We start from the raw sequence: 23,718 nt of genomic DNA on the forward strand, positions 1-23,718 counted from the left end.
TTGATGGGGTTAGGTATGCGCATTCGCGCGTTGGTTGCTGTCGTAGGACTGTTGCTTACGGCATTGGCCGTCGATGCTGTGGCCGCTACACAGGTTCGCAGCGTCCGCCTGTGGCGGGCACCGGATAACACGCGACTGGTATTCGACCTGTCCGGCCCGGTTCAGCACAGCGTCTTTACCCTGACGGCCCCGGATCGTCTGGTGATCGATATCAATGGCGCGACCCTTGGCGGTCCGCTGAACGTCGCCACGGCCAATACACCGATTACCGCCATGCGCTCGGCACAGCGCACGCCCAGTGACCTGCGGGTGGTCATCGACCTGAAAAAGGCCGTCACGCCGAAGAGTTTCACCCTGGCGCCCAACGCTCAGTACGGCAATCGCCTGGTGGTCGATCTGTTCGACAACCCGGCTGACGCCGCACCACCTACTGCGCCGCCACCTACTGTGGCCACTGTCCCAGCAGTGCCCGTCACTCCGGCGGAGCCGGCGATCAAGCTGCCGCCAGCCCCGGCGGGCAAGCGCGACATCATTGTGGTGATCGATGCCGGCCACGGCGGCGAAGACCCGGGTGCCTCCGGCTCCCGCGGGCAGCATGAAAAAGACGTGGTGCTGGCCATTGCTCGCGAATTGCAGCGTCAGGTCAATGGCCTCAAGGGTTTCCGCGCCGAGCTGACCCGTACTGGCGACTACTTCATTCCATTGCGCGGTCGTACCGAGATCGCCCGCAAGAAGGGCGCCGACCTGTTCGTCTCGATCCACGCCGACGCTGCGCCTTCGGCCGCGGCCTTTGGCGCATCGGTGTTTGCCTTGTCTGAACGTGGTGCCACGTCGGAAACCGCGCGCTGGCTGGCGGACAGCGAGAACCGTTCCGACCTGATCGGCGGGGCTGGCAACGTCAGCCTGGATGACAAGGACCGGATGCTGGCCGGGGTGCTGCTGGACCTGTCGATGACAGCGTCCCTGACCTCCAGTCTGAATGTCGGGCAGAAAGTCCTGAACAACATCGGCCGGGTGACTCCGTTGCACAAACAGCGGGTGGAGCAGGCCGGGTTCATGGTGCTCAAATCCCCGGATATTCCGTCGATCCTGGTGGAAACCGGCTTTATCTCCAACTCCAACGAGGCCTCGAAGCTGGCCACCGCCAGCCATCAGCAGGCCCTGGCGCGTTCCATCAGCAGCGGCGTGCGGCAGTTCTTCCAGCAGAACCCGCCACCGGGCACCTATATTGCCTGGCTGCGCGATTCCGGGAAGATCGCCCAGGGGCCGCGTGATCACCGGGTCAATCCGGGGGAAACCCTGGCCATGATCGCCGTGCGCTATCAGGTCTCCGCGGCCACGCTACGCAGTGCCAACAACCTGAAAAGCGATGAATTGAAAGTGGGGCAGGTGTTGACCATCCCCGGTACAGAACTGGCGGCCAAGGAATGAGTGAATCGGTAATCAGTAGCGCGCGCATCGAGCTGCTCAGCCCGCGCCTGGCCAACCAGATTGCCGCGGGCGAGGTGGTCGAGCGCCCGGCTTCGGTGATCAAGGAGCTGTTGGAAAACAGCCTGGACTCTGGCGCCAAGCGCATCGATGTGGATGTGGAGCAGGCCGGGGTCAAGCTGCTGCGGGTACGTGACGACGGTAGCGGTATTTCCTCCGACGACTTGCCGCTGGCCCTGGCCCGGCACGCCACCAGCAAGATCCGCGACCTTGAAGACCTGGAGCGGGTGATGAGCCTGGGGTTTCGCGGCGAGGCCCTGGCTTCCATCAGCTCCGTGGCGCGCCTGACCCTCACGTCCCGTACCCGGGATGCCGAGCAAGCCTGGCAGGTGGAAACCGAAGGCCGGGACATGGCACCAAGGGTGCAGCCGGCGGCGCACCCGGTAGGCACTTCGGTGGAAGTTCGCGATCTGTTCTTCAATACGCCGGCACGACGCAAGTTCCTCAAGGCGGAAAAGACCGAGTTTGATCACCTGCAGGAAGTGATCAAGCGCCTGGCCCTGGCGCGTTTCGACGTGGCCTTCCACTTGCGGCACAACGGCAAGAGCATCCTCAGCCTGCACGAGGCCAAGGACGACGCCGCTCGTGCCCGTCGTGTGGCAGCGGTGTGCGGTTCGGGCTTCCTGGAGCAGGCGTTGCCCATCGAGGTCGAGCGCAACGGCTTGCATCTGTGGGGCTGGGTGGGCTTGCCGACCTTCTCCCGCAGCCAGGCGGACCTGCAGTACTTCTACGTCAACGGTCGCGCAGTACGGGACAAGCTGGTGGCTCACGCGGTACGCCAGGCTTATCGCGATGTTCTGTTCAACGGTCGACACCCGACCTTTGTTCTGTTTTTCGAAGTCGACCCGTCGGTGGTCGACGTCAACGTGCACCCGACCAAGCACGAAGTGCGTTTCCGTGACGGGCGCATGGTGCACGACTTCCTTTATGGCACCTTGCACCGGGCCCTGGGTGATGTGCGGCCCGAGGATCAGTTGGCGGCGCCGGCGGCGGTCGCCGGCATCGTGCGCCCGACAGGTATCGAGGCCGGTGAGTTCGGGCCTCAGGGTGAGATGCGCCTGGCCGCGAACCTGGCTCTGGAGCAGCCCCAATCCCAGCCGAACTTCAATGCGCCGGGCGCGGGAGCCGGCAGTGGCTATCAATATCAGTACACGCCACGGCCACAGCCAGTGTTGCCGGCCGCCGAGAGCCAGGGCGTGTACCGCGAGTTCTTTGCCCCGTTGCCGGGGGCGCCGGCGGCGGCTTTGCCGGACGGCCAGGAGGACATTCCACCCCTGGGCTATGCCCTGGCCCAGCTCAAGGGGATCTACATCCTGGCGGAAAACGCCCTGGGTCTGGTGCTGGTGGACATGCACGCGGCTCACGAGCGGATCATGTACGAGCGCTTGAAGGTGGCCATGGCCAGCGAAGGCCTGAGCGGCCAGCCGCTGCTGGTGCCGGAGTCGATTGCCGTCAGCCAGCGTGAGGCCGATTGCGCTGAAGAACACATGAGCTGGTTTCAGCGCCTGGGCTTCGAGCTGCAGCGCCTGGGCCCGGAATCCCTGGCGATCCGCCAGATCCCGGCATTGTTGAAGCAGGCGGAAGCCAATCGCCTGGTGCACGACGTACTGGCGGACCTGATGGAGTACGGCACCAGTGACCGGATCCAGGCCCACCTCAATGAGCTGCTCGGCACCATGGCCTGCCACGGCGCGATCCGCGCCAATCGACGCCTGGCCCTGCCGGAAATGAACGCCTTGCTGCGGGACATGGAAAACACCGAGCGCAGTGGCCAATGCAACCACGGTCGACCGACCTGGACCCAAATGGGCCTGGACGATCTGGACAAACTCTTTCTGCGCGGCCGTTGATGACCCAGCTTCCTCCAGCGATTTTCCTGATGGGCCCGACCGCTGCGGGCAAGACCGATCTGGCCATCGAACTGACCAAGGTGCTGCCTTGCGAGCTGATCAGTGTCGACTCGGCGCTGGTCTACCGCGGCATGGACATTGGCACCGCGAAGCCTTCCAGGGAACTGCTGGCGCAGTTTCCCCATCGCCTGATCGATATTCTCGACCCTGCCGAGAGCTACTCGGCGGCGGATTTCCGTACCGATGCGCTGGCGGCCATGGCCGATATCACCGCCCGGGGCAAGATCCCGCTGTTGGTGGGCGGCACCATGCTGTATTACAAGGCGCTGCTTGAAGGCCTGGCGGACATGCCCGCGGCGGATCCGCAGGTACGTGCCGAGCTGGAGGAGGAGGCTGCACGTCTTGGCTGGCAGGCCCTGCACGACCAGCTGGCGGCGGTGGACCCCGAGTCGGCGGCGCGGATCCACCCCAACGACCCCCAGCGTCTGACCCGGGCGCTTGAGGTCTATCGGGTCAGTGGCCTGACAATGACCGCCCATCGCCAGCGTCAATTGGCGCAAAGTACTGAAGCAGGCGCATCGGGACGCAGTCAATTGCCCTATACTGTCGCCAATCTGGCCATCGCTCCGGCGAATCGCCAGGTACTGCACCAGCGTATTGCACAAAGATTCACACAAATGTTGGAACAGGGATTCATTGACGAGGTCGTAGCTCTGCGTTCCAGAAGTGACCTGCATGCCGGGTTGCCGTCTATACGTGCAGTGGGCTACCGCCAAGTCTGGGATCATCTGGATGGCAAGCTGACGTCAGCCGAAATGCAGGAACGGGGCATCATTGCCACGCGCCAATTGGCGAAACGCCAGTTCACCTGGTTACGTAGTTGGGCTGACCTGCAATGGTTGGACAGCCTGGATTGCGACAATCTGCCACGCGCCTTGAAATACTTGGGGACGATCTCCATATTGAGCTGAGTCCTTGCAATTGCCGTCTATCCTTGGGGGTGTGACGGCTTTGGCCATCTGTTTTCTGATTTTTATTATTGATCCTTAAAGGAGTGCGGCACATGTCAAAAGGGCATTCGCTACAAGACCCTTACTTGAATACATTGCGTAAAGAGAAGGTTGGGGTTTCCATCTATCTGGTCAACGGGATCAAGCTGCAAGGTACGATCGAGTCTTTCGACCAGTTCGTCATCCTGCTGAAGAACACCGTCAGCCAAATGGTTTACAAGCACGCTATCTCGACAGTGGTTCCAGTTCGCCCGATTCGCCTGCCTAGCGCTTCCGAATCCGAACAGGGTGACGCTGAGCCAGGTAACGCCTGATAGGAGTCTCCTTTGTTCTTTGAGCGCCACGGTGGTGGTGAACGGGCCATTCTCGTTCACTTGGATGGTCAGGACCCTGAGGCGCGCGAAGATCCGCAGGAGTTTCAGGAGCTGGCATTATCGGCCGGCGCCGAGACCGTCGCGTTTGTTAGCGTGCCGCGTCATCGGCCAACCGCCAAATACCTGGTTGGCAGCGGCAAGGTCGAGGAGTTACGCGACCTGGTCAAAGCCGAACAGGTAGACCTGGTGATTTTCAATCACATCCTCACACCCAGTCAGGAACGTAACCTCGAACGTGTATTCGAGTGTCGCGTGATCGACCGCACGGGTCTGATTCTCGATATCTTCGCTCAGCGCGCGCGCACCCATGAAGGCAAGCTCCAGGTTGAACTGGCCCAGCTTGAGCACATGAGCACCCGTCTGGTTCGTGGCTGGACTCACCTTGAACGGCAGAAAGGCGGTATCGGTCTGCGCGGGCCCGGTGAAACCCAGCTGGAAACCGACCGGCGCCTGTTGCGAGTGCGTCTGCGGCAGATCAAGGCGCGCCTGGAGAAGGTTCGCAGCCAGCGTGAGCAGGCCCGTCGTGGCCGCAAGCGTGCGGATATCCCTTCAGTGTCCCTGGTGGGCTACACCAACGCCGGCAAGTCCACGCTGTTCAATGCGGTCACTGCGTCCGATGTTTTCGCTGCCGACCAATTGTTCGCCACCCTCGACCCCACCCTGCGCCGGCTTGAGCTGGATGACCTGGGGCCGATTGTGCTGGCCGATACCGTGGGGTTCATTCGCCACTTGCCGCACAAGTTGGTGGAGGCGTTTCGGGCTACCCTCGAAGAATCGAGCAACTCCGATTTGCTGCTGCATGTGATCGATGCCCATGAGCCCGAGCGCATGGCGCAGATCGAGCAGGTGATGGTGGTGCTGGGGGAGATCGGGGCTCAAGACTTGCCGATCCTGGAGGTCTATAACAAACTCGATTTGCTCGAGGGTGTGGAGCCGCAGATCCAGCGCGACCCCGACGGCAAGCCGCAGCGGGTCTGGCTGTCGGCCCGTGATGGCCAGGGGCTGGATCTGCTCAAGCAGGCCATCGCCGAGCTGCTGGGTGAAGATTTGTTTGTAGGCACCTTGCGCTTGCCTCAGCGTTTTGCTCGACTGCGAGCACAGTTTTTCCAGTTGAACGCTGTGCAGAAAGAAGATCACGACGACGAAGGTGTCAGCTTGCTTGCTGTTCGCCTGCCACGGGCCGAGTTGAACCGGCTGGTCAGTCGCGAAGGCATGCAGCCGTCGGAATTCATCGAGCAACACACTTTGCAATAAAAGCCTGGGCAAGCGGTTGTGCCGCTGTAGCAGGCATTCTGTAGCATTGGTCGGCGCGCCGTGGGTGCGTCTTTGCTTTATCAGATGGAGAGCGCTATGGCTTGGAATGAGCCGGGTGGCAACTCGAATAATCAGGACCCTTGGGGTGGTAAGCGCCGCAATAATGGCGATCGCAAGGGGCCACCAGATCTCGACGAGGCCTTCCGTAAGCTGCAGGAAAGCCTGAATGGGTTGTTCGGTGGTGGTAAGAAACGTGGTGATGACGGCGGTAGTTCCGGCAAGGGCGGTGGTTTCGGCCTGCTGGGTATCGGTCTTGTCGTGCTGGCTGCCGTGTGGCTGTACAGCGCGGTGTATGTAGTAGACGAGCAGGAGCAGGCCGTAGTGCTGCGCTTCGGCAAATACTACGAAACCGTCGGCCCGGGTCTGAACATCTACTTCCCGCCGATCGATCGCAAGTACATGGAAAACGTCACGCGCGAGCGTGCCTACACCAAGCAGGGCCAGATGCTCACCGAGGACGAGAACATCGTCGAAGTGCCGCTGACCGTGCAGTACAAGATCAGCAACCTGCAGGATTTCGTGCTGAACGTCGATCAGCCGGAAATCAGCCTGCAGCATGCGACCGACAGCGCCCTGCGCCACGTGGTGGGTTCCACCGCCATGGACCAGGTGCTGACCGAAGGTCGTGAATTGATGGCCAGTGAGATCAAGGAGCGTCTGCAACGCTTCCTGGACAACTATCGCACCGGTATCACCGTGACCCAGGTGAACGTACAGAGCGCAGCGGCACCGCGTGAAGTACAGGAAGCCTTCGATGACGTGATCCGTGCCCGTGAAGATGAACAGCGTTCGCGCAACCAGGCTGAAACCTATGCCAACGGCGTTGTGCCGGAAGCCCGTGGTCAGGCCCAGCGCATCCTCGAGGATGCCAACGGTTACCGTGACGAAGTGGTATCCCGGGCCAAGGGTGAGGCAGATCGCTTCACCAAACTGGTTGCCGAGTACCGCAAGGCTCCTGAGGTCACCCGTCAGCGCCTGTACCTGGACACCATGCAGGAAGTCTTCAGCAACACCAGCAAGGTGTTGGTGACTGGCAGCAAGGGCGGGCAGAACAATCTGCTCTATCTGCCGCTGGACAAGATGATCGACAGTGGTCGTAGCGGCAGTGCTCCGGTAACGGGCGCAGCGTCGGCGGCCAGCAATGAAGCGAATGCGCGCGCGGCGGCTGACCATATGCAGCAACAGCAGCAGACGCGCTCTAGGGAGACTCGCTGATGAGCAATAAATCGCTGATCGCCCTGATCGTGGGCGTTGTCGTGGCGGTGGTTGCCTGGAACAGCTTCTACATCGTCGCTCAGACCGAGCGTGCGGTGTTGCTGCAGTTCGGTCGTGTGGTTCAGGCGGATGTCCAGCCTGGCCTGCATGTGAAAGTGCCCTACGTGAACCAGGTGCGTAAGTTCGACGCACGCCTGATGACCCTGGATGCACCGACGCAGCGCTTCCTGACCCTGGAAAAGAAAGCCGTGATGGTGGATGCCTACGCCAAGTGGCGGGTGAAGGATGCCGAGCGTTTCTACACCGCGACTTCCGGCCTCAAGCAGATTGCCGACGAGCGTCTTTCCCGTCGCCTGGAGTCGGGCCTGCGTGACCAGTTCGGTAAGCGCACCCTGCACGAAGTGGTTTCCGGTGAGCGTGACGCGCTGATGGCGGATATCACGGCGTCGCTGAACAAGATGGCGGAAAAGGAGCTGGGTATCGAAGTGGTCGATGTCCGGGTCAAGGCCATCGACCTGCCCAAGGAAGTGAACCGCAGCGTGTTCGAGCGCATGAGCACCGAGCGTGAGCGTGAGGCTCGCGAGCACCGGGCCAAAGGTAACGAACTGGCGGAAGGCATCCGTGCCGATGCCGATCGTCAGCGTCGCGTGCTGTTGGCTGAAGCCTATCGGGAGTCTGAAGAGGCTCGCGGTGACGGTGATGCCCAGGCAGCGGCGATCTATGCCAAGGCCTACGGCCAGGACCAGGAGTTCTACGCGTTCTACCGTAGCCTGCGTGCCTACCGTGAAAGCTTCGCGAACAAATCCGACGTCATGGTTCTGGACCCAAGCAGCGACTTCTTCCACTACCTGGAAAAGTCCAAGCCTTGATCAGGCCCTGACCCTGGAGCACCCCGCCGGGCGGCTAAAACGCCTCGCGGGGTGATCCTTTGGGAAAACGGGTGTATGATGCGGCAGCCGGGAAATTCCCGGCTTTTTTGCGTCTGCATCTTTGATTGGCCGTGGCTCGTTCAAGAGTCCGGCAAGATTTTTCGAGGAAAATGGTCTGTACAGCTGATTCCTGGCTGCCTGTCCGGCTGAGCTCGCGTCGGATGCGACTGTTTTCTGCTTCACTCTAAGGCTGGCCCCAGGCTTGCCGCCCGGATCATAGGGGAATGGCGTAATGGCAACGGTAGACCGCTGGCTGCTGCCAGATGGCATCGAAGAAGTATTGCCGCCGGAAGCGGCGCGCATCGAAGTGGCGCGTCGTCAGGTGTTGGATCTGTTTCAGAGTTGGGGTTACGAGTTCGTCGTCACTCCCCATATCGAATACCTGGAATCCCTGTTGACAGGTGCAGGCCAGGATCTGGATCTGCGTACCTTCAAGGTCATCGACCCGCAGTCGGGCCGGCAGATGGGGTTTCGGGCCGACATCACGCCGCAGGTGGCGCGTATTGATGCCCACACCCTGCGCCGCGAAGGGCCGAGCCGCCTGTGCTACGCCGGCAGTGTGCTGCATGCGCAGCCGCGTGCCTTGTCGTCCTCGCGCAGCCCGATCCAGCTGGGGGCCGAGTTGTATGGCGATGCCAGCCCGAGCAGCGACGTTGAAGTCATCAGCCTGATGCTGGCCATGCTGCAACTGGCCGACGTGCCCGATGTGCACATGGATCTGGGACATGTTGGCATCTACCGTGGCCTGGCACAGGCCGCCGGCTTGTCCGGTGCTGTTGAACAGCAACTGTTCGATGCCCTGCAACGCAAGGCGATCGACGAGGTCATCAGCCTGACGGAAGGCCTGCCGGCCGACTTGGCGGACATGCTGCGCTCCCTGGTGGACCTGTGCGGCAGCCGCGAAGTGCTGGGCGATGCCCGCCGTCGCCTGGCCGGTGCGCCGACGTCTGTGCTGCTGGCGCTGGATGAATTGCTGACCATTGCCGAGCGCCTGTCCGTGCGGTTCCCGGACTTGCCGCTGTATTTCGACCTTGGCGAGTTGCGCGGCTATCACTACCACACCGGTGTGGTGTTCGCGGTATTTGTTCCAGGCGTGGGCCAATCCATCGCCCAGGGCGGGCGCTACGATGACATCGGCGCGGATTTCGGGCGTGCCCGTCCCGCGACTGGTTTCTCCACCGATTTGAAAACCCTGGTGACCCTGGGGCGTGCTGAAGTCGAGCTACCGTCTGGCGGTATCTGGATGCCAGACAACACTGACGCGGCACTCTGGCAGACCGTCTGCCGCTTGCGCAGTGAGGGTCAGCGTGTGGTTCAGGCCTTGCCTGGGCAGCCTTTGGCCGCCGCCCGTGAAGCGGACTGCGACCGGCAATTGATTCAGCAGAATGGGCTTTGGCAAGTATTGCCGCTGGCTTCTTGAGTTTTCCTGCCGGCGGCTGCCGGCACCAAGTTTGCGCGAATGAGGACAAGTGTTATGGGTAAGAATGTCGTAGTCCTGGGCACCCAATGGGGTGATGAGGGCAAAGGCAAGATCGTTGATCTGCTGACCGAACATGCCGCCGCCGTAGTGCGCTACCAAGGTGGCCACAACGCTGGCCACACCCTGGTGATCGACGGTGAGAAGACCGTCCTGCACCTGATTCCGTCCGGTGTGCTGCGCGAAGGCGTGCAGTGCCTGATCGGTAACGGTGTGGTGGTAGCTCCGGATGCCTTGATGCGTGAAATCGTCAAGCTGGAAGAGAAGGGTGTGCCGGTGCGCGAGCGCCTGCGTATCAGCCCGTCCTGCCCGCTGATCCTGTCCTATCACGTGGCCCTGGACCAGGCCCGCGAGAAAGCCCGTGGCGAGCAGAAGATCGGTACCACCGGCCGCGGCATCGGCCCGGCTTACGAAGACAAGGTTGCACGTCGTGGCCTGCGCATCGGCGATCTGTTCCACCGCGAGCGTTTCGCCGCCAAGCTGGGCGAGCTGCTGGACTACCACAACTTCGTTCTGGTGAATTACTACAAAGAGCCGGCCATCGACTTCCAGAAGACCCTGGACGAGTGCATGGAGTACGCCGAACTGCTCAAGCCGATGATGCTCGACGTGACTGCCGAGCTGCACCAGCTGCGCCGCGCCGGCAAGGACATCATGTTCGAAGGCGCCCAGGGTTCGTTGCTGGACATCGACCACGGCACCTACCCGTACGTCACCAGCTCCAACACCACTGCTGGTGGTATCGCCACCGGTTCGGGCGTGGGTCCGATGTACCTGGACTACATCCTGGGCATCACCAAGGCCTATACCACTCGCGTAGGCTCGGGCCCGTTCCCGACCGAGCTGTTCGACGACATCGGCGCTTTCCTGGCCAAGCGTGGTCATGAGTTCGGCGCCACCACCGGCCGCGCTCGTCGCTGCGGCTGGTTCGATGCCGTGATCCTGCGTCGCGCCATCGACGTCAACAGCATCTCGGGCCTGTGCCTGACCAAGCTGGACGTTCTGGACGGCCTGGAAACCATCAATATCTGTGTCGGCTACAAGAACCAGGATGGTGCAGTCATCGACGCGCCAACCGACGCCGACAGCTACATCGGCCTGGAGCCGGTGTACGAGCAGATGCCGGGCTGGAGCGAGTCGACTCTGGGTGCCAAGACCCTGGAAGAGCTGCCTGCCGCCGCCCAGGCCTACATCAAGCGCATCGAAGAGTTGGTCGGCGCGCCGATCGACATTATTTCGACAGGCCCGGACCGCAACGAGACCATCGTTCTGCGTCATCCGTTCGCTTGATAAGTCGTTGATGTAAAAAACAAAGGGCCCTTAATCGGGCCCTTTGTCGTTTCTGCCTGCCACGCGGCACGACCCTTGCTGTGAAATCCACTTCTAGAGTGCCATCAGAATAATGGCGTCAAAAGTAGAGGGATTTCCTGTGTCGGCCGTTCTCTCACTGTTACAAAGCCGTTTACTACGGCCTGTGTTCGTTACTCTCGGTATCGCCCTTTTGGTGCAAGTGCTGGTAGCGGTTGCCCTGACTCGGAGCACAGTGACTGCCCTCGAGGCGGATCTGGCTTCGCGCCTGGGCGGCGACAGCCAGAAATTGGCTGGCGAGCTCGAGCAGGCGGGCAAAGAAGTCACCTCCAGTCTGGAGAGTCTTTCCAGCAGTACCCGCCAACGCCTCACGGCCGGCCTGTCTTCGCGTCTCAAGGAAGAACAGGTACAGCTGCGTGCAGCGCTGGAGAAGGACCTGAAGGACTCTGCCAATGACATGGCTCAGTTGCTGGCCTCCGTGGCGCCTCGCGCCATGTGGGACAGTGATGTGCCGACCTTGTCCGAGTTCGCCCGACGGGCTCAGCGCAACCCCAATGTGTTGTTCGTGGTTTATGACGATGCGGCGGGAGAGCACCTGACCCGCTACCTGAATCGTGAAAACCCGATCAACAAGGCGCTGCTGGAAAAGGGCAAGGGCGACCGGGCGCTGGACAAAGTCCTGGATGCAGCGAAGAACGATCCTTCGGTGTACTACCTTGAAGCCTCGATCAATCCCAATGGCGTGGAAATCGGCAAGGTGCTGATGGGAGTCTCCACCGCGTCGGTGGAGGCCGATATCGCCGCCCTGGATCAGCGTTTCAGTGCCTTGATTGCCAGCAGCGATCAGTTGGTTGGCGACAGCCTCAAGGGAGCTTCTGCCGACAGCTCGGCGGCCATGCGCTCGCGCTTGCAGTCGGCCCAGGGGACGGCGGCACAGATGCAGGCCAATACCGCGAGCACGGTGCAGGAGGCGGCGGCCACCTTGCGCTGGCAGATCGGCGTCGGCCTGGCGCTGGTTGGCCTGGCCCTGCTGCTGTTGCTGGCAGTGGTGCTGGGGCGTCGCGTGGTGAGCAAGCTGCATTTGCTGATCGCTGCGCTCAATGACCTGGCAGCGGGCGAAGGTGACCTGACCAAGCGTGTGCCGCTCAACAGCAATGATGAGATTGGCGACATGGCCTCGGCGGTGAATCGCTTTGTGGATAAGTTGCAGCCCATCGTGCGGGAAGCGGGGGATGTGGCCCAGCGCACAGGCGTCGAGATCGGCGCCATGAGCCAGCGTAATGCCGGGGCTGATGCCGCAGCCGAAGCGCAGCGTGATGAGGTGGCAGAGAGCCTGCGGGCGTTGTCGCAGATGGCCGATGAAGCCCAGGCGGAAAGCCAGGCGATGCAGGCCGCACTGCAGCAGGTGGTGGAGATTCGTCAGGCGACGGACGAGACTACCCGCACCTCCGAGCAGGTCGGCAGCCTGATCGAGGCGCTGGCGGGGCAAGTGGATACCGGGGCCAAGGTGATCGAGCGCCTGGCCCAGCAGAGCGAGCAGATCGAGGTGGTGCTGACGGTGATCCATGGCATTGCCGAGCAAACCAACCTGCTGGCATTGAACGCTGCGATCGAGGCCGCGCGCGCCGGCGAGACCGGGCGCGGATTTGCCGTGGTGGCGGATGAGGTACGGGCCCTGGCCAGCAAGACGCAAAGCTCCACTGGCGATATCCAGGCTCATATCGGTGCCCTGCAGCAGGGGGCGCGGGAGGCCGTAGCGGCTATCGGTCAGGCCGGGCGTCAGGCCAGCGAGGGCTTGCTGGTGCTGCGCGACAGTGCTCGCCTGCAACAATCGGTGCAGTCTTCGGTAGAGCAGGTGCACGCCGCGATTGGCCTGGCCACCCAGGCTGCGGCCCATCAGGCGCAGGGCGCGCAGGCGGTGCGTGGGCGGGTGGAAACCATCCATGCCCAGGCCGAGCGAGCGGCTCAGGCCGTGGTAGAAACCACCGCCAGCGGCAAGGTACTGGACAGCCTGGCGGCGCAGCTCAAGGCCAGCCTCGGTCAGTTCCGCGCCTGATGCCTGGCCGGCAAGCTGGCTCCTGCCACCTTACTGCAGGAGCCGGCTTGCCACCTCTCAGCGACTCAAATACATCCGCGTTGTCAGCAGATAGACCGGTAGCCCTGACACCAGTATCAACAGCGCCGCATAAGGTGCCGCCGCTGCAAACTCCACATTCGCCGTATGCGCCCACACTTCTGTGGCCAGGGTGTTGAGCCCGGTTGGGCTGAGCAGCAGGGTCGCTGTCAGTTCCTTCATCGCATCCAGAAAGACCAGGGCGAAAGCCGCGCCCAGCGCCGGGAAGATGATCGGCAGGGTCACTCGGCAAAAGGCGCTGAACGACGATGCGCCGAGGGTTCTTGCTGCTTCTTCCAGCTGTGGCGCGGCCTTGTTCAGCGCGGTGCGGATCGGCGCCTGGGCCAGGGGCAGGAACAGCAGGGCATAGGCAATCAGCAGCAGCGCCGAGGTCTGGTACAGCACCGGCACATAGTGCAGCGCGAAATACACCAGGGTCAGGGCGATCACCAGCCCTGGCAGGGCATGCAGCAGATAGGGCAGGCGCTCTGCCCAGATGGCCAGGCGCCCCTTGTAGCGCACCACCAGCAGGCCCACCGGCACTGCCAGCACCAGGCACAGGCCGGCGCCGCCCAGGGACAGGGCCAGTGAAGACAGCAATGCTTCGCTGATTGCCGCGACGGGGAAGGCTGCCGATGAACCGACGGCCAGCCAATAGGCAAGCATGCCCAGGGGGACACCGCTGCCGATCAGCGCCAGCATCAGGCAGTAAAGCTGTCCGCCGATGCTCCAGCGCCCCAGGCGTACCTGTTCGGCGTGCCTGGCTGCGCCCTGGCCGGTGCGTACATGGCGGCCCTTGCCACGGACGCGCAGTTCCAGCCCCAGCAGCAGCAGGCACAGCGCCAGCAACACGGCCGACAGCATGGCGGCGTTGGCATTGCTGAACTCCAGCTCGAATTGCTGGTAGATGGCGGTGGTGAAGGTCTGCAGGCCGATGATCGACAGGGCGCCGAACTCCACCAGCATATGCAGGGCAATCAGCAGCGAGCCGGCCAGCAATGAAGGCCAGAGCAAGGGCAGGGTTATCTTGAAGAACACGCCCCAGCGATTTTGCCCCAGGGTCCGCGCCGATTCCTCCAGGGAGGGGTCGAGATTACGCAGGGTGGCCGCCACCGGCAGGAACACCAGCGGGTATTTGGACAGGGTCATCACCAGGATCGCGCCGCCCAGTCCTTCGAACCCGGCGCTCAGGGATACCCAAGTGAAGCTGCTGACAAAGGCCGGTACGGCGAAGGGCAAGCACAGCACCACGCCCCAGATCCGCCTTCCCGGCAAATCGCTGCGTTCCAGCAGCCAGGCCAGGGACAGGCCGAGCACGGCGCAGGCAAGGGTCACGCCGAGCATCAGCAGCAGGGTATTGCTCAGCAGGCGCAACACATAGGGGCGCCACAGCAGGTGCAGGGCTTCAGCCCAGCCGGCCTGCCAGGCCTTGAGGCCGACATATAACAGTGGCAACAGGCTCAGGCAGACCAGTAGCAGGACTGGCAGCAGTAGCCAGATCGAAGGCCGCTTGCGCCTCGGCACGAAGGTGGTGCGCAAGGCGGAAGCGGATGGCGATGGATTCATCAGTTCAGGCCGACGTCACGTTCCAGGTCCAGGGCTTCCTCGGCATTGCCGAGATCGGCTGGGGTCACCTTCGGGGCTTCCAGTTCATTGAAGGGCTTGAGTCCACGATCGGACTGCATGCCTTTATGCAGCGGGTACTCGGCCGTGGTCTGGGTAATCACCCGCTGGCCTTCTTCGCTGGCCATGTAGGCCAGAAGCTGCTGGGCCTCTTTCGGATGCTTGCTGGACTTGAGTACGGCTGCGCTGGACACGGTGATCAGGCCGCCGACGTCGCCGCCCGTGAAGTAGTGCAGTTTTGAGTCGAGCTGGCCTTTTTCCCGTTGCAGGGCAAACCAGTAGTAGTTGTTCACCAGGACCGTGGCCACTTCGCCGTTTTCCACGGCTTTGAGGGCCACCATGTTGTTGCTGTAGACCTTGCCGAAAGCCCGCAGGCCGGTCAGCCATTCTTCGGCAGCATCCCTGCCGTGCATCTTGATGATGGCCACGGCCTGTTCCTGGAAGGCGCCACTGGTGGGCACGAAGCCAACCTTGCCTTGCCACTGCGGCTGGGAAAATTCCATCACCGACTTGGGCAGGTCTTTTTCGTCGATCAGTTTCGGGTTGAAGGCGACGACTCGTACGCGCGCGGTGACACCGATCCAGGTGCCGTTGCCCGCAACATATTCCTTGGGCAGTACGGCCAGGGTCGTGGTGTCGGTCTGGGCCAGCAGGCCCTGCTCGCCGAGTTTGTTCAGGGGAGGGGATTCTTCGGTGTAGATCACATCAGCGGGGGAGCGGTCGCCTTCTTCGACAACCTGGCTGGCCAGTTGATTGCTGCTGCCCTTGCGGACATTCACATGGATGCCGGTCTTGGCTTCGAAAGCCTTGGCTACCGCGTCGCCGACTTCCTTGTGCTGACCGTTGTACAGGGTCAGGGAAACCGGATCGGCTGCCTGGGTGAAGGGGGATGCCAGGGTCAGCCCCAGCAAAGTGATGGTCAAGCCACGCAGAAGGGATGTTGGAAGGAGGGTATTTCTGAACATCATTCGCAGGTTTCCTCACTGTAGTGCCGCAAAAACTTGTAACAATCATAAACGATATCGTTTCTCATGTGCGCTTTGCGGATGCGGAGGAAGGCGATGGCGCGGGGAAATATCAGGGGGCAGAAACGCAAAAACCCGCTTTCGCGGGTTTTTGTGAGACTTGAAAGCGATGCTCTCAAGTTTTGAATTGGTGCCCAGAAGAAGACTCGAACTTCCACGACCTTGCGGTCACCAGCACCTGAAGCTGGCGTGTCTACCAATTTCACCATCTGGGCAGTATCGACGTCGTCGTCGTGTCGATGGAGCGCACTATACGGACAGCGTTTTGATCTGTAAACCCCTGTTTTGGTTTTATTAAATCAAACACTTAGAATGCAAAAACCCGCTTTCGCGGGTTTTTGTTCGAGCCTTGAAACTGATCTAATCTCAAGCTCTTGAATTGGTGCCCAGAAGAAGACTCGAACTTCCACGGCCTTGCGGCCACCAGCACCTGAAGCTGGCGTGTCTACCAATTTCACCATCTGGGCAGTATCGCTGACGTCTCCGTCGTCGATGGCGCGCACTATACGGAGGCTCTTTTGAGCTGTAAACCCCAGATTTCAAAAAAGTTTGAAAAAAGTCTCCGGCGGTATGCGTGACGATGTTTCTGAGGCGATGGCGAGGATTATTCCCAGGTTGTCTGAGCCTGAAATTTCCCGTTTCAATACGCGTATGCCAAACTAACCCGCATATAGACAAGGTGAAATTTATCTAATGGCCGATTGGCAGTCCCTCGATCCCGAGGCCGCTCGTGAAGCGGAAAAATACGAAAACCCTATTCCTAGCCGCGAACTCATCCTTCAGCACCTTGCTGACCGGGGTTCGCCTGCTAGTCGCGAGCAGTTGGTCGAAGAGTTCGGTCTGACCACGGAAGACCAGCTGGAAGCCCTGCGCCGCCGCCTGCGCGCCATGGAGCGCGACGCTCAACTGATCTATACCCGCCGCGGCACCTATGCGCCGGTGGACAAGCTCGACCTGATTCTCGGCCGTATCAGCGGTCACCGCGACGGCTTCGGCTTCCTGGTGCCGGATGACGGTAGCGACGACCTGTTCATGAGCCCGGCGCAAATGCGCCTGGTATTCGATGGCGACCGCGCCCTGGCCCGGGTTTCCGGCCTGGATCGCCGCGGCCGTCGCGAAGGCGTGATCGTCGAAGTGGTGTCCCGTGCCCATGAAAGCATCGTCGGTCGCTACTTCGAAGAAGGTGGCATCGGTTTCGTGGTGGCAGACAACCCGAAGATCCAGCAGGAAGTGCTGGTAACGCCGGGGCGCAATGCCAATGCCAAGATCGGTCAGTTCGTCGAAGTGAAGATCACTCACTGGCCGACGCCGCGCTTCCAGCCGCAAGGTGATGTGGTGGAAGTGGTGGGCAACTACATGGCACCGGGCATGGAAATCGACGTTGCCCTGCGCACCTACGATATTCCTCATGTCTGGCCAGAGGCGGTGCTCAAGGAAGCCGGCAAGCTCAAGCCCGAAGTGGAAGAGAAGGACAAAGAGAAGCGCATCGATCTGCGTGATCTGCCTTTCGTCACCATCGACGGCGAAGACGCCCGCGACTTCGACGACGCTGTTTTCTGCGAAGCCAAGCCCGGCAAGCTGCGCCTGTTTGGTGGTGGCTGGAAGCTGTATGTGGCGATTGCCGACGTCTCCAGTTACGTGAAGATCGGTTCGGCTCTGGATGCCGAAGCCCAGGTGCGCGGCAACTCGGTCTACTTCCCCGAGCGGGTGATCCCGATGCTGCCCGAGCAACTGTCCAACGGCCTGTGCTCGCTGAACCCGAAAGTCGATCGCCTGGCCATGGTTTGCGAGATGACCATCTCCAAGTCCGGCGAGATGACCGATTACCAGTTCTACGAAGCGGTGATCCACTCCAAGGCGCGTCTGACCTACAACAAGGTCAGCACCATGCTCGAGCAGCCGAAAACCAGCGAAGCCAAGCAGTTGCGCGGTGAATACGGCGATGTCCTGCCGCACCTGAAGCAGCTGTATGCGCTGTACAAGGTCTTGCTGGGGGCTCGTCATACCCGGGGCGCCATCGACTTCGAGACCCAGGAAACCCGGATCATCTTCGGTTCCGAGCGCAAGATCGCCGAAATTCGTCCGACTACACGCAATGATGCGCACAAGCTGATCGAGGAATGCATGCTGGCGGCCAACGTGGCCACCGCCGAGTTCCTCAAGAAGCACGAGATTCCGGCCCTGTACCGGGTGCACGATGGTCCGCCGCCGGAGCGTCTGGAAAAACTGCGCGCCTTCCTCGGCGAGCTGGGCCTGTCCCTGCATAAGGGCAAGGATGGCCCGACGCCGAAGGACTACCAGGCATTGCTGGAAACCATCAAGGACCGTCCGGATTACCACCTGATCCAGACCGTGATGCTGCGCTCCCTGAGCCAGGCGGTGTACAGCGCTGATAACCAGGGCCACTTCGGTCTGAATTACGAAGCCTATACCCACTTCACCTCGCCGATCCGTCGCTACCCGGACCTGTTGACCCATCGGGCCATCCGCAGCGTCATCCACTCCAAGCAGGACACGCCGCACGTGCGTCGCGCCGGGGCGATGACCATTCCGAAGGCGCGTATCTATCCGTACGACGAAGCGACCCTGGAGCAGCTCGGCGAGCAGTGCTCGATGAGCGAGCGTCGTGCCGATGAGGCTACGCGGGACGTAGTGAATTGGCTCAAGTGCGAGTTCATGAAGGATCGTGTGGGCGAGTCCTTCCCGGGTGTGATCACCGCGGTGACCGGTTTCGGCCTGTTCGTCGAGTTGACCGACATCTACGTCGAGGGCCTGGTGCACGTCACCGCCTTGCCGGGGGACTACTACCACTTCGACCCTGTGCATCACCGCCTGGCGGGCGAACGCACCGGTCGCAGCTTCCGCCTGGGCGATACTGTGGAAGTGCGGGTCATGCGCGTCGACCTGGACGAGCGCAAGATCGATTTCGAAATGGCCGAGAAGACCATCAACGCACCGATCGGCCGCAAGAAGCGTGGCGCCGCGGACGTACCTGCCAGCAAGGTCGTGGAAGAGCCGGCTCCAGCCAAGGCGGGGCGTCGCAGCTCCGCCAAGGAAAAGGCGGTCGAGGCTTATCGTCCAAGCGACGCTGCAGCGAAAAACGCCGAAGTGCGCAAAAGCCGTGAAATGAAGCGGGCGCTGCTGGCCGAAGCCAAGGGCGGTGGTAAAGCGACGTCTGCGGGAAAGTCCGGTAAGCCGGCGCCCTCGCGCGCTGGCGAAAAGCCCGCCAAGCCGAGCAAACATCGTAAAGGTCCGCCCAAGGCGGGCTCCGCTTCCGGCGCTAAAAGCGGCGGGGCGCGCAAACCTAAGGCCAAGTCATGAGTCAGTTGGAAAAGATCTACGGCGTGCATGCCGTAGAAGCGTTGCTGCGTCACCATCCCAAGCGGGTCAAGCAGATCTGGTTGGCTGAAGGGCGCAGTGATCCACGGGTTCAGGTGCTGGTGGACCTGGCTGCGCAGAACCGTGTTTCGGTTGGCCAGGCCGAGCGTCGTGAGATGGACGCATGGGTTGAAGGCGTGCACCAGGGCGTAGTGGCGGAAGTCAGCCCGAGCCAGGTGTGGGGCGAGGCCATGCTCGACGAGCTGCTGGACCGTACCGAAGGCGCGCCGTTGCTGCTGGTGCTGGACGGTGTGACCGACCCGCACAACCTCGGGGCCTGCCTGCGTACTGCCGATGCGGCCGGTGCCCTGGCAGTGCTGGTGCCCAAGGACAAGTCGGCGACCCTGACTCCGACCGTGCGCAAAGTGGCGTGCGGCGCCGCCGAAGTGATTCCGCTGGTAGCCGTGACCAACCTGGCCCGCACCCTGGAGAAGCTCCAGCAGCGTGGGCTGTGGATCGTCGGCACCGCCGGCGAGGCCGAACAGGAACTGTACGACCAGGACCTGACCGGCCCGACCATCATCATCATGGGGGCCGAAGGCAAGGGCATGCGTCGCCTGACCCGCGAGCACTGCGACTACCTGGTACGCCTGCCGATGGCCGGCAGCGTCAGCAGCCTCAACGTCTCCGTGGCCACTGGCGTGTGCCTGTTCGAAGCCATGCGCCAGCGCGGTGCCAAGGCCAAGGCCGGCGCCAAGAAAGCCTGACCCGCAGTTGCAGGAGCCGGCTTGCCGGCGAGGCGCGTGCTGCCGTCCATCGTCGGCACGCCGGCTCCCGCAGGTGGTTGTTCAAATAATCACCAATTGCCTTGCGCCGCTGTTCCCCCTTCTCTACAATTGCGCCCCTTGCCGTGACGGCAGGCGCATATGTGCCTACTACCAGGCAAGACACACCAGTGTCATTCACTCCTTGTCTGACCGCTTATAGGCGGCAGGCTACAACCCGTAAGGAGCATTCATGCGTCATTACGAAATCATCTTTTTGGTCCACCCGGATCAAAGCGAGCAAGTCGGCGGCATGGTTGAGCGTTACACCAAGCTGATCGAAGAAGACGGCGGCAAAATCCACCGTCTGGAAGACTGGGGCCGTCGTCAACTGGCCTACGCAATCAACAATGTTCACAAGGCTCACTACGTGATGCTGAACGTTGAGTGCACCGGTAAAGCCCTGGCTGAGCTGGAAGACAACTTCCGTTACAACGATGCTGTGATCCGTAACCTGGTCATCCGTCGCGAAGAAGCCATCACTGGCCAATCCGAGATGCTCAAGGCTGAAGAAAACCGCAGTGAGCGCCGTGAGCGTCGTGACCGTCCTGAGCATGCTGACAGCGCCGATGGCGATGACAGCGACAACAGCGACGCCAGCGATAACGCTGACGAGTAATCCACGGACCTTTTGAGGAGCCAATTACATGGCACGTTTCTTCCGTCGTCGTAAATTCTGCCGCTTCACCGCTGAAGACGTGAAAGAGATCGATTACAAAGATCTCAACACTCTGAAAGCCTACGTATCCGAGACCGGCAAAATCGTTCCAAGCCGCATCACCGGTACCAAAGCTCGTTATCAGCGTCAGCTGGCCACCGCTATCAAGCGCGCCCGCTTCCTGGCCCTGCTGGCCTACACCGACAGCCACGGCCGCTGAGATCGGGCAGTCGACAAGTAGTAAGGGATTGAATGCATGCGCGCCTTAGCTGAGTTCATCATGCGCGGTCGTATGCAGGCCACTCTGGTAGTGGCTGGCTGTTCGGCATTGCCGTTGTTGTATTGGTTGGGTGCTGCCGCCGGGAGCCTGGTGCTTCTGCGGCGCGGATTGAAGGATGCCCTTGGCGTCCTCGCTCTGGGAGTGCTGCCAGCTTTGCTCTGGTGGCTGACGTTCGATGACCCGCGGGCACTTCTGGTGCTGCTGGGTTCTTCGAGTCTTGCGTTGGTTTTGCGCGCAAGCGAGTCCTGGAGCCGCGTGCTGCTGGTCAGCATAGCGATGGGGTTGGTGTTTGCTGGAGTCCTGGGTGCGGCTTTCCGCCCTCAGATCGAAGCGCTGTCACAGGAATTGATAAAAATCCTGCCGATGGCCTTGGGTGAGGTCTACCAGCAGCTATCGGTTGAAGAGCGAGCTCGTCTTGCCACGCTGATTGCACCGATCCTGACCGGCCTGATAGCGGCCCTGTTGCAAGCCATCAGCGTGCTGAGCCTGATTCTTGGGCGTTACTGGCAGGCTGTGTTGTATAACCCGGGTGGTTTTGGTCGCGAGTTTCGCGCCATCAGAATCCCTCTTGGGCCAGCGATGTTGCTGCTGGCGTGCATGCTGGTGGGGCCGAACTTCGGACCTCAACTGGCCATGCTGACGCCGATGTGCAGTGTCCCGCTGGCTTTTGCCGGGCTGGCCCTGATTCACGGGCTGGTGGCACAAGGGCGACTGGCCAGGTTCTGGCTGGTGGGGTTGTACGTCACGCTGTTGCCGTTCATGCAGCTGATCTATCCGTTGCTCGTGGTCCTGGCCATTGTCGACAGTCTGGTTGATTTTCGCGGTCGTTTGGCGCCGAAAGACGCTGATAACGGCTCTGCGAACGGTGAAGGTTAAAAGTTAAGAGGTTATTACCAAATGGAACTGATCCTGCTGGAAAAAATCGCCAACCTGGGCAACCTGGGCGATAAGGTAAACGTTAAGGCTGGTTACGGCCGTAACTACCTGCTGCCTTTCGGCAAAGCCACCGCTGCTACCGCTGCCAACCTGGCTGCGTTCGAAGCGCGTCGTGCCGAGCTGGAAAAACTGGCTGCAGAGAAGAAGGCTTCTGCCGAAACTCGCGCTGCGCAACTGGCTGAGCTGGAAGTGACCATCACTGCCACCGCCGGTGACGAAGGCAAGCTGTTCGGTTCGATCGGCACCCACGACATCGCTGATGCACTGACCGCCTCGGGCGTTGAAGTGGCAAAAAGCGAAGTTCGTCTGCCGAACGGCACCATCCGCAACGTAGGTGAATTCGACGTAGCCGTGCACCTGCACGCTGAAGTTGAAGCAACCGTACGCGTTGTCGTGGTGGCTGCTTAAGCAGTACCAAATCGTCTGGCACCTTGTGTGGCTGACGGTTAACATCGGGCACGATCCTGTTTACAGGTCGTGCCCTTTGTCTTTCTGCTGATCCTGATTTTCATCCCCCGAATTCCAAGTGGCCATGAACGATATCTCCGCTCCCGAGCAATACGATCTGCAAACCGCTGCCCTGAAGGTGCCGCCGCACTCCATCGAGGCCGAACAGGCCGTGCTCGGTGGTCTGATGCTGGACAACAACGCCTGGGAACGCGTGTTGGATCAAGTGTCCGACGGCGATTTCTACCGGCATGACCACCGTTTGATCTTCCGCGCCATCGCCAAGCTGGCCGACCAGAACATGCCCATCGACGTGGTCACCCTGTCCGAGCAACTGGACAAGGAAGGCCAGACTTCGCAGGTCGGCGGCCTGGGCTACCTGGGTGAGCTGGCGAAGAACACTCCGTCGGTGGCCAACATCAAGGCCTATGCGCAGATCGTTCGCCAGCGGGCAACCCTGCGCCAGCTGATCGGCATCAGCACCGAGATCGCCGACAGTGCCTTCAACCCGGAAGGGCGCACCGCCGAAGAGATTCTCGACGAGGCCGAGCGGCAGATCTTCCAGATCGCCGAAGCGCGGCCCAAGACCGGCGGCCCGGTGGGGGTCAACGAACTGCTGACCAAGGCCATCGACCGCATCGATACCCTGTTCAACACGGACAACGCCATCACCGGCCTGTCCACCGGCTATACCGATCTCGACGAGAAGACCAGCGGCCTGCAGCCGGCCGACTTGATCATCGTCGCCGGCCGTCCGTCCATGGGTAAGACCACCTTCGCCATGAACCTGGTGGAGAACGCGGTACTGCGCAGCGACAAGGCGGTGCTGGTGTACTCCCTGGAGATGCCAGGTGAATCGCTGATCATGCGTATGCTCTCCTCCCTGGGCCGCATCGACCAGACCAAGGTCCGTTCCGGCCAGCTGGAAGACGACGACTGGCCACGCCTGACCTCGGCGGTCAACCTGCTCAACGACCGCAAGCTGTTCATCGACGACACCGCGGGCATCAGCCCTTCGGAGATGCGTGCGCGGACCCGGCGCCTGGTGCGTGAGCACGGCGATATCGCCATGATCATGATCGACTACCTGCAGCTCATGCAGATTCCAGGCTCCAGCGGCGACAACCGGACCAACGAGATTTCCGAGATTTCCCGGTCCCTGAAGGCCCTGGCCAAGGAGTTCAACTGCCCGGTAGTGGCCCTGTCCCAGCTCAACCGCTCCCTGGAACAACGTCCCAACAAGCGCCCGGTGAACTCCGACTTGCGGGAATCCGGAGCGATCGAGCAGGACGCCGACGTGATCATGTTCGTCTACCGGGACGAGGTGTATCACCCGGAAACCGAGCACAAGGGCATTGCCGAGATCATCATCGGCAAGCAGCGGAACGGCCCCATCGGCTTTATCCGCCTGGCGTTCATCGGCAAGTACACCCGCTTCGAGAACCTCGCCCCGGGCAGCTACAACTTCGACGACGACGAATAACCCGCCCGTTCGCCGGCCATCCGCCTGCCGGCGCCTGTAGGAGCCG

The 23,718-nt window shown here is 61.6% G+C and carries 19 protein-coding genes and 2 tRNA genes; 17 read left to right on the forward strand and 4 right to left on the reverse strand.

Features of this window, described 5'->3' with window-relative positions:
• Window positions 1–3 precede the first annotated feature (3 nt).
• The 10 genes from KI242_RS02890 to KI242_RS02935 all read left to right on the forward strand — a co-directional run bounded on the left by KI242_RS02890 (window position 4) and on the right by KI242_RS02935 (window position 13,021).
• A complete protein-coding gene (locus KI242_RS02890) occupies window positions 4–1,431 on the forward strand; it encodes an N-acetylmuramoyl-L-alanine amidase (protein WP_197731927.1) in 1,428 nt (475 codons plus the stop codon).
• Window positions 1,428–3,338: a DNA mismatch repair endonuclease MutL gene (mutL, locus tag KI242_RS02895; RefSeq protein ID WP_015633938.1), complete on the forward strand. Its 1,911-nt coding sequence runs from the start codon at window positions 1,428–1,430 to the stop codon at window positions 3,336–3,338. The genes KI242_RS02890 and mutL overlap by 4 nt, the downstream gene beginning before the upstream one ends.
• Complete coding sequence (miaA, locus tag KI242_RS02900) at window positions 3,338–4,309, forward strand: tRNA (adenosine(37)-N6)-dimethylallyltransferase MiaA (RefSeq protein ID WP_011058938.1); 972 nt, start codon at window positions 3,338–3,340, stop codon at window positions 4,307–4,309. Before mutL ends, miaA begins: the two co-directional genes overlap by 1 nt.
• 92 nt (window positions 4,310–4,401) lie before the next feature.
• Window positions 4,402–4,662, forward strand: coding sequence for an RNA chaperone Hfq (hfq, locus tag KI242_RS02905; RefSeq protein WP_007921378.1), 261 nt, complete (start codon window positions 4,402–4,404; stop codon window positions 4,660–4,662).
• Between the two features lie 12 nt (window positions 4,663–4,674).
• Complete coding sequence (gene hflX / locus KI242_RS02910; protein ID WP_011058939.1) at window positions 4,675–5,976, forward strand: ribosome rescue GTPase HflX; 1,302 nt, start codon at window positions 4,675–4,677, stop codon at window positions 5,974–5,976.
• Between the two features lie 96 nt (window positions 5,977–6,072).
• Window positions 6,073–7,251 (forward strand): FtsH protease activity modulator HflK, encoded by a 1,179-nt coding sequence (hflK, locus tag KI242_RS02915; RefSeq protein WP_011058940.1) that lies wholly within the window; start codon window positions 6,073–6,075, stop codon window positions 7,249–7,251.
• The gene (gene hflC, locus KI242_RS02920; protein WP_011058941.1) at window positions 7,251–8,120 is read left to right on the forward strand and encodes a protease modulator HflC; all 870 of its coding nucleotides are present in this window, start codon (window positions 7,251–7,253) and stop codon (window positions 8,118–8,120) included. Before hflK ends, hflC begins: the two co-directional genes overlap by 1 nt.
• Before the next feature lie 292 nt (window positions 8,121–8,412).
• A complete protein-coding gene (locus tag KI242_RS02925; RefSeq protein ID WP_011058942.1) occupies window positions 8,413–9,600 on the forward strand; it encodes an ATP phosphoribosyltransferase regulatory subunit in 1,188 nt (395 codons plus the stop codon).
• A 54-nt stretch (window positions 9,601–9,654) separates the two neighbouring features.
• On the forward strand, window positions 9,655–10,947 hold the full coding sequence (locus KI242_RS02930) for an adenylosuccinate synthase (protein WP_011058943.1): 1,293 nt from the start codon (window positions 9,655–9,657) through the stop codon (window positions 10,945–10,947).
• A 139-nt stretch (window positions 10,948–11,086) separates the two neighbouring features.
• A complete protein-coding gene (locus tag KI242_RS02935; RefSeq protein WP_011058944.1) occupies window positions 11,087–13,021 on the forward strand; it encodes a methyl-accepting chemotaxis protein in 1,935 nt (644 codons plus the stop codon).
• Window positions 13,022–13,078: 57 nt separating this feature from the next.
• Here the strand turns inward: KI242_RS02935 and KI242_RS02940 are convergent, their stop codons facing one another.
• From KI242_RS02940 to KI242_RS02955, 4 genes are all read right to left on the reverse strand, one after another.
• The gene (locus KI242_RS02940; protein WP_011058945.1) at window positions 13,079–14,644 is read right to left on the reverse strand and encodes an iron ABC transporter permease; all 1,566 of its coding nucleotides are present in this window, start codon (window positions 14,642–14,644) and stop codon (window positions 13,079–13,081) included.
• The gene (locus KI242_RS02945) at window positions 14,644–15,669 is read right to left on the reverse strand and encodes an extracellular solute-binding protein (protein ID WP_019093050.1); all 1,026 of its coding nucleotides are present in this window, start codon (window positions 15,667–15,669) and stop codon (window positions 14,644–14,646) included. Before KI242_RS02945 ends, KI242_RS02940 begins: the two co-directional genes overlap by 1 nt.
• Window positions 15,670–15,854: 185 nt before the next feature.
• Window positions 15,855–15,941, reverse strand: a tRNA-Leu gene (locus KI242_RS02950).
• 165 nt (window positions 15,942–16,106) lie between these two features.
• Window positions 16,107–16,193 (reverse strand) — tRNA-Leu (locus tag KI242_RS02955).
• Window positions 16,194–16,419: 226 nt separating this feature from the next.
• On the opposite strand from KI242_RS02955, the gene rnr reads away from it, so the two are divergent.
• The 7 genes from rnr to dnaB all read left to right on the forward strand — a co-directional run bounded on the left by rnr (window position 16,420) and on the right by dnaB (window position 23,672).
• Window positions 16,420–19,047, forward strand: coding sequence for a ribonuclease R (rnr, locus tag KI242_RS02960; protein ID WP_015633941.1), 2,628 nt, complete (start codon window positions 16,420–16,422; stop codon window positions 19,045–19,047).
• The gene (gene rlmB, locus KI242_RS02965; protein ID WP_015633942.1) at window positions 19,044–19,811 is read left to right on the forward strand and encodes a 23S rRNA (guanosine(2251)-2'-O)-methyltransferase RlmB; all 768 of its coding nucleotides are present in this window, start codon (window positions 19,044–19,046) and stop codon (window positions 19,809–19,811) included. Before rnr ends, rlmB begins: the two co-directional genes overlap by 4 nt.
• A 250-nt stretch (window positions 19,812–20,061) precedes the next feature.
• Window positions 20,062–20,487 carry a 30S ribosomal protein S6 gene (gene rpsF, locus KI242_RS02970; protein WP_011058949.1) on the forward strand — a complete coding sequence of 142 codons (426 nt, stop codon included), beginning with the start codon at window positions 20,062–20,064 and terminating at the stop codon, window positions 20,485–20,487.
• A 28-nt stretch (window positions 20,488–20,515) separates the two neighbouring features.
• Complete coding sequence (rpsR, locus tag KI242_RS02975; RefSeq protein ID WP_002551829.1) at window positions 20,516–20,746, forward strand: 30S ribosomal protein S18; 231 nt, start codon at window positions 20,516–20,518, stop codon at window positions 20,744–20,746.
• Between the two features lie 36 nt (window positions 20,747–20,782).
• A complete protein-coding gene (locus tag KI242_RS02980) occupies window positions 20,783–21,682 on the forward strand; it encodes a hypothetical protein (protein WP_011058950.1) in 900 nt (299 codons plus the stop codon).
• A gap of 21 nt (window positions 21,683–21,703) precedes the next feature.
• On the forward strand, window positions 21,704–22,150 hold the full coding sequence (gene rplI, locus KI242_RS02985) for a 50S ribosomal protein L9 (RefSeq protein ID WP_007921484.1): 447 nt from the start codon (window positions 21,704–21,706) through the stop codon (window positions 22,148–22,150).
• Between the two features lie 124 nt (window positions 22,151–22,274).
• Complete coding sequence (gene dnaB, locus KI242_RS02990; protein ID WP_011058951.1) at window positions 22,275–23,672, forward strand: replicative DNA helicase; 1,398 nt, start codon at window positions 22,275–22,277, stop codon at window positions 23,670–23,672.
• Window positions 23,673–23,718 lie beyond the last annotated feature (46 nt).

The sequence above is a fragment of the Pseudomonas sp. Eqa60 genome (assembly GCF_018326405.1).
GTDB lineage: Bacteria > Pseudomonadota > Gammaproteobacteria > Pseudomonadales > Pseudomonadaceae > Aquipseudomonas > Aquipseudomonas protegens.

What these genes read in the sequence shown, in the direction of transcription:
- KI242_RS02980 (WP_011058950.1), top strand. Translation starts at nt 20,783, where the DNA reads ATGCGCGCCTTAGCTGAGTTCATCATGCGCGGTCGTATGCAGGCCACT.
- KI242_RS02890 (WP_197731927.1), top strand. Translation starts at nt 4, where the DNA reads ATGGGGTTAGGTATGCGCATTCGCGCGTTGGTTGCTGTCGTAGGACTG.
- miaA (WP_011058938.1), top strand. Translation starts at nt 3,338, where the DNA reads ATGACCCAGCTTCCTCCAGCGATTTTCCTGATGGGCCCGACCGCTGCG.
- dnaB (WP_011058951.1), top strand. Translation starts at nt 22,275, where the DNA reads ATGAACGATATCTCCGCTCCCGAGCAATACGATCTGCAAACCGCTGCC.
- rplI (WP_007921484.1), top strand. Translation starts at nt 21,704, where the DNA reads ATGGAACTGATCCTGCTGGAAAAAATCGCCAACCTGGGCAACCTGGGC.
- KI242_RS02940 (WP_011058945.1), bottom strand. Translation starts at nt 14,644, where the DNA reads ATGAATCCATCGCCATCCGCTTCCGCCTTGCGCACCACCTTCGTGCCG.
- KI242_RS02925 (WP_011058942.1), top strand. Translation starts at nt 8,413, where the DNA reads ATGGCAACGGTAGACCGCTGGCTGCTGCCAGATGGCATCGAAGAAGTA.
- mutL (WP_015633938.1), top strand. Translation starts at nt 1,428, where the DNA reads ATGAGTGAATCGGTAATCAGTAGCGCGCGCATCGAGCTGCTCAGCCCG.
- KI242_RS02945 (WP_019093050.1), bottom strand. Translation starts at nt 15,669, where the DNA reads ATGATGTTCAGAAATACCCTCCTTCCAACATCCCTTCTGCGTGGCTTG.
- hflC (WP_011058941.1), top strand. Translation starts at nt 7,251, where the DNA reads ATGAGCAATAAATCGCTGATCGCCCTGATCGTGGGCGTTGTCGTGGCG.
- rpsR (WP_002551829.1), top strand. Translation starts at nt 20,516, where the DNA reads ATGGCACGTTTCTTCCGTCGTCGTAAATTCTGCCGCTTCACCGCTGAA.
- hflK (WP_011058940.1), top strand. Translation starts at nt 6,073, where the DNA reads ATGGCTTGGAATGAGCCGGGTGGCAACTCGAATAATCAGGACCCTTGG.
- KI242_RS02930 (WP_011058943.1), top strand. Translation starts at nt 9,655, where the DNA reads ATGGGTAAGAATGTCGTAGTCCTGGGCACCCAATGGGGTGATGAGGGC.
- rpsF (WP_011058949.1), top strand. Translation starts at nt 20,062, where the DNA reads ATGCGTCATTACGAAATCATCTTTTTGGTCCACCCGGATCAAAGCGAG.
- rnr (WP_015633941.1), top strand. Translation starts at nt 16,420, where the DNA reads ATGGCCGATTGGCAGTCCCTCGATCCCGAGGCCGCTCGTGAAGCGGAA.
- rlmB (WP_015633942.1), top strand. Translation starts at nt 19,044, where the DNA reads ATGAGTCAGTTGGAAAAGATCTACGGCGTGCATGCCGTAGAAGCGTTG.
- hfq (WP_007921378.1), top strand. Translation starts at nt 4,402, where the DNA reads ATGTCAAAAGGGCATTCGCTACAAGACCCTTACTTGAATACATTGCGT.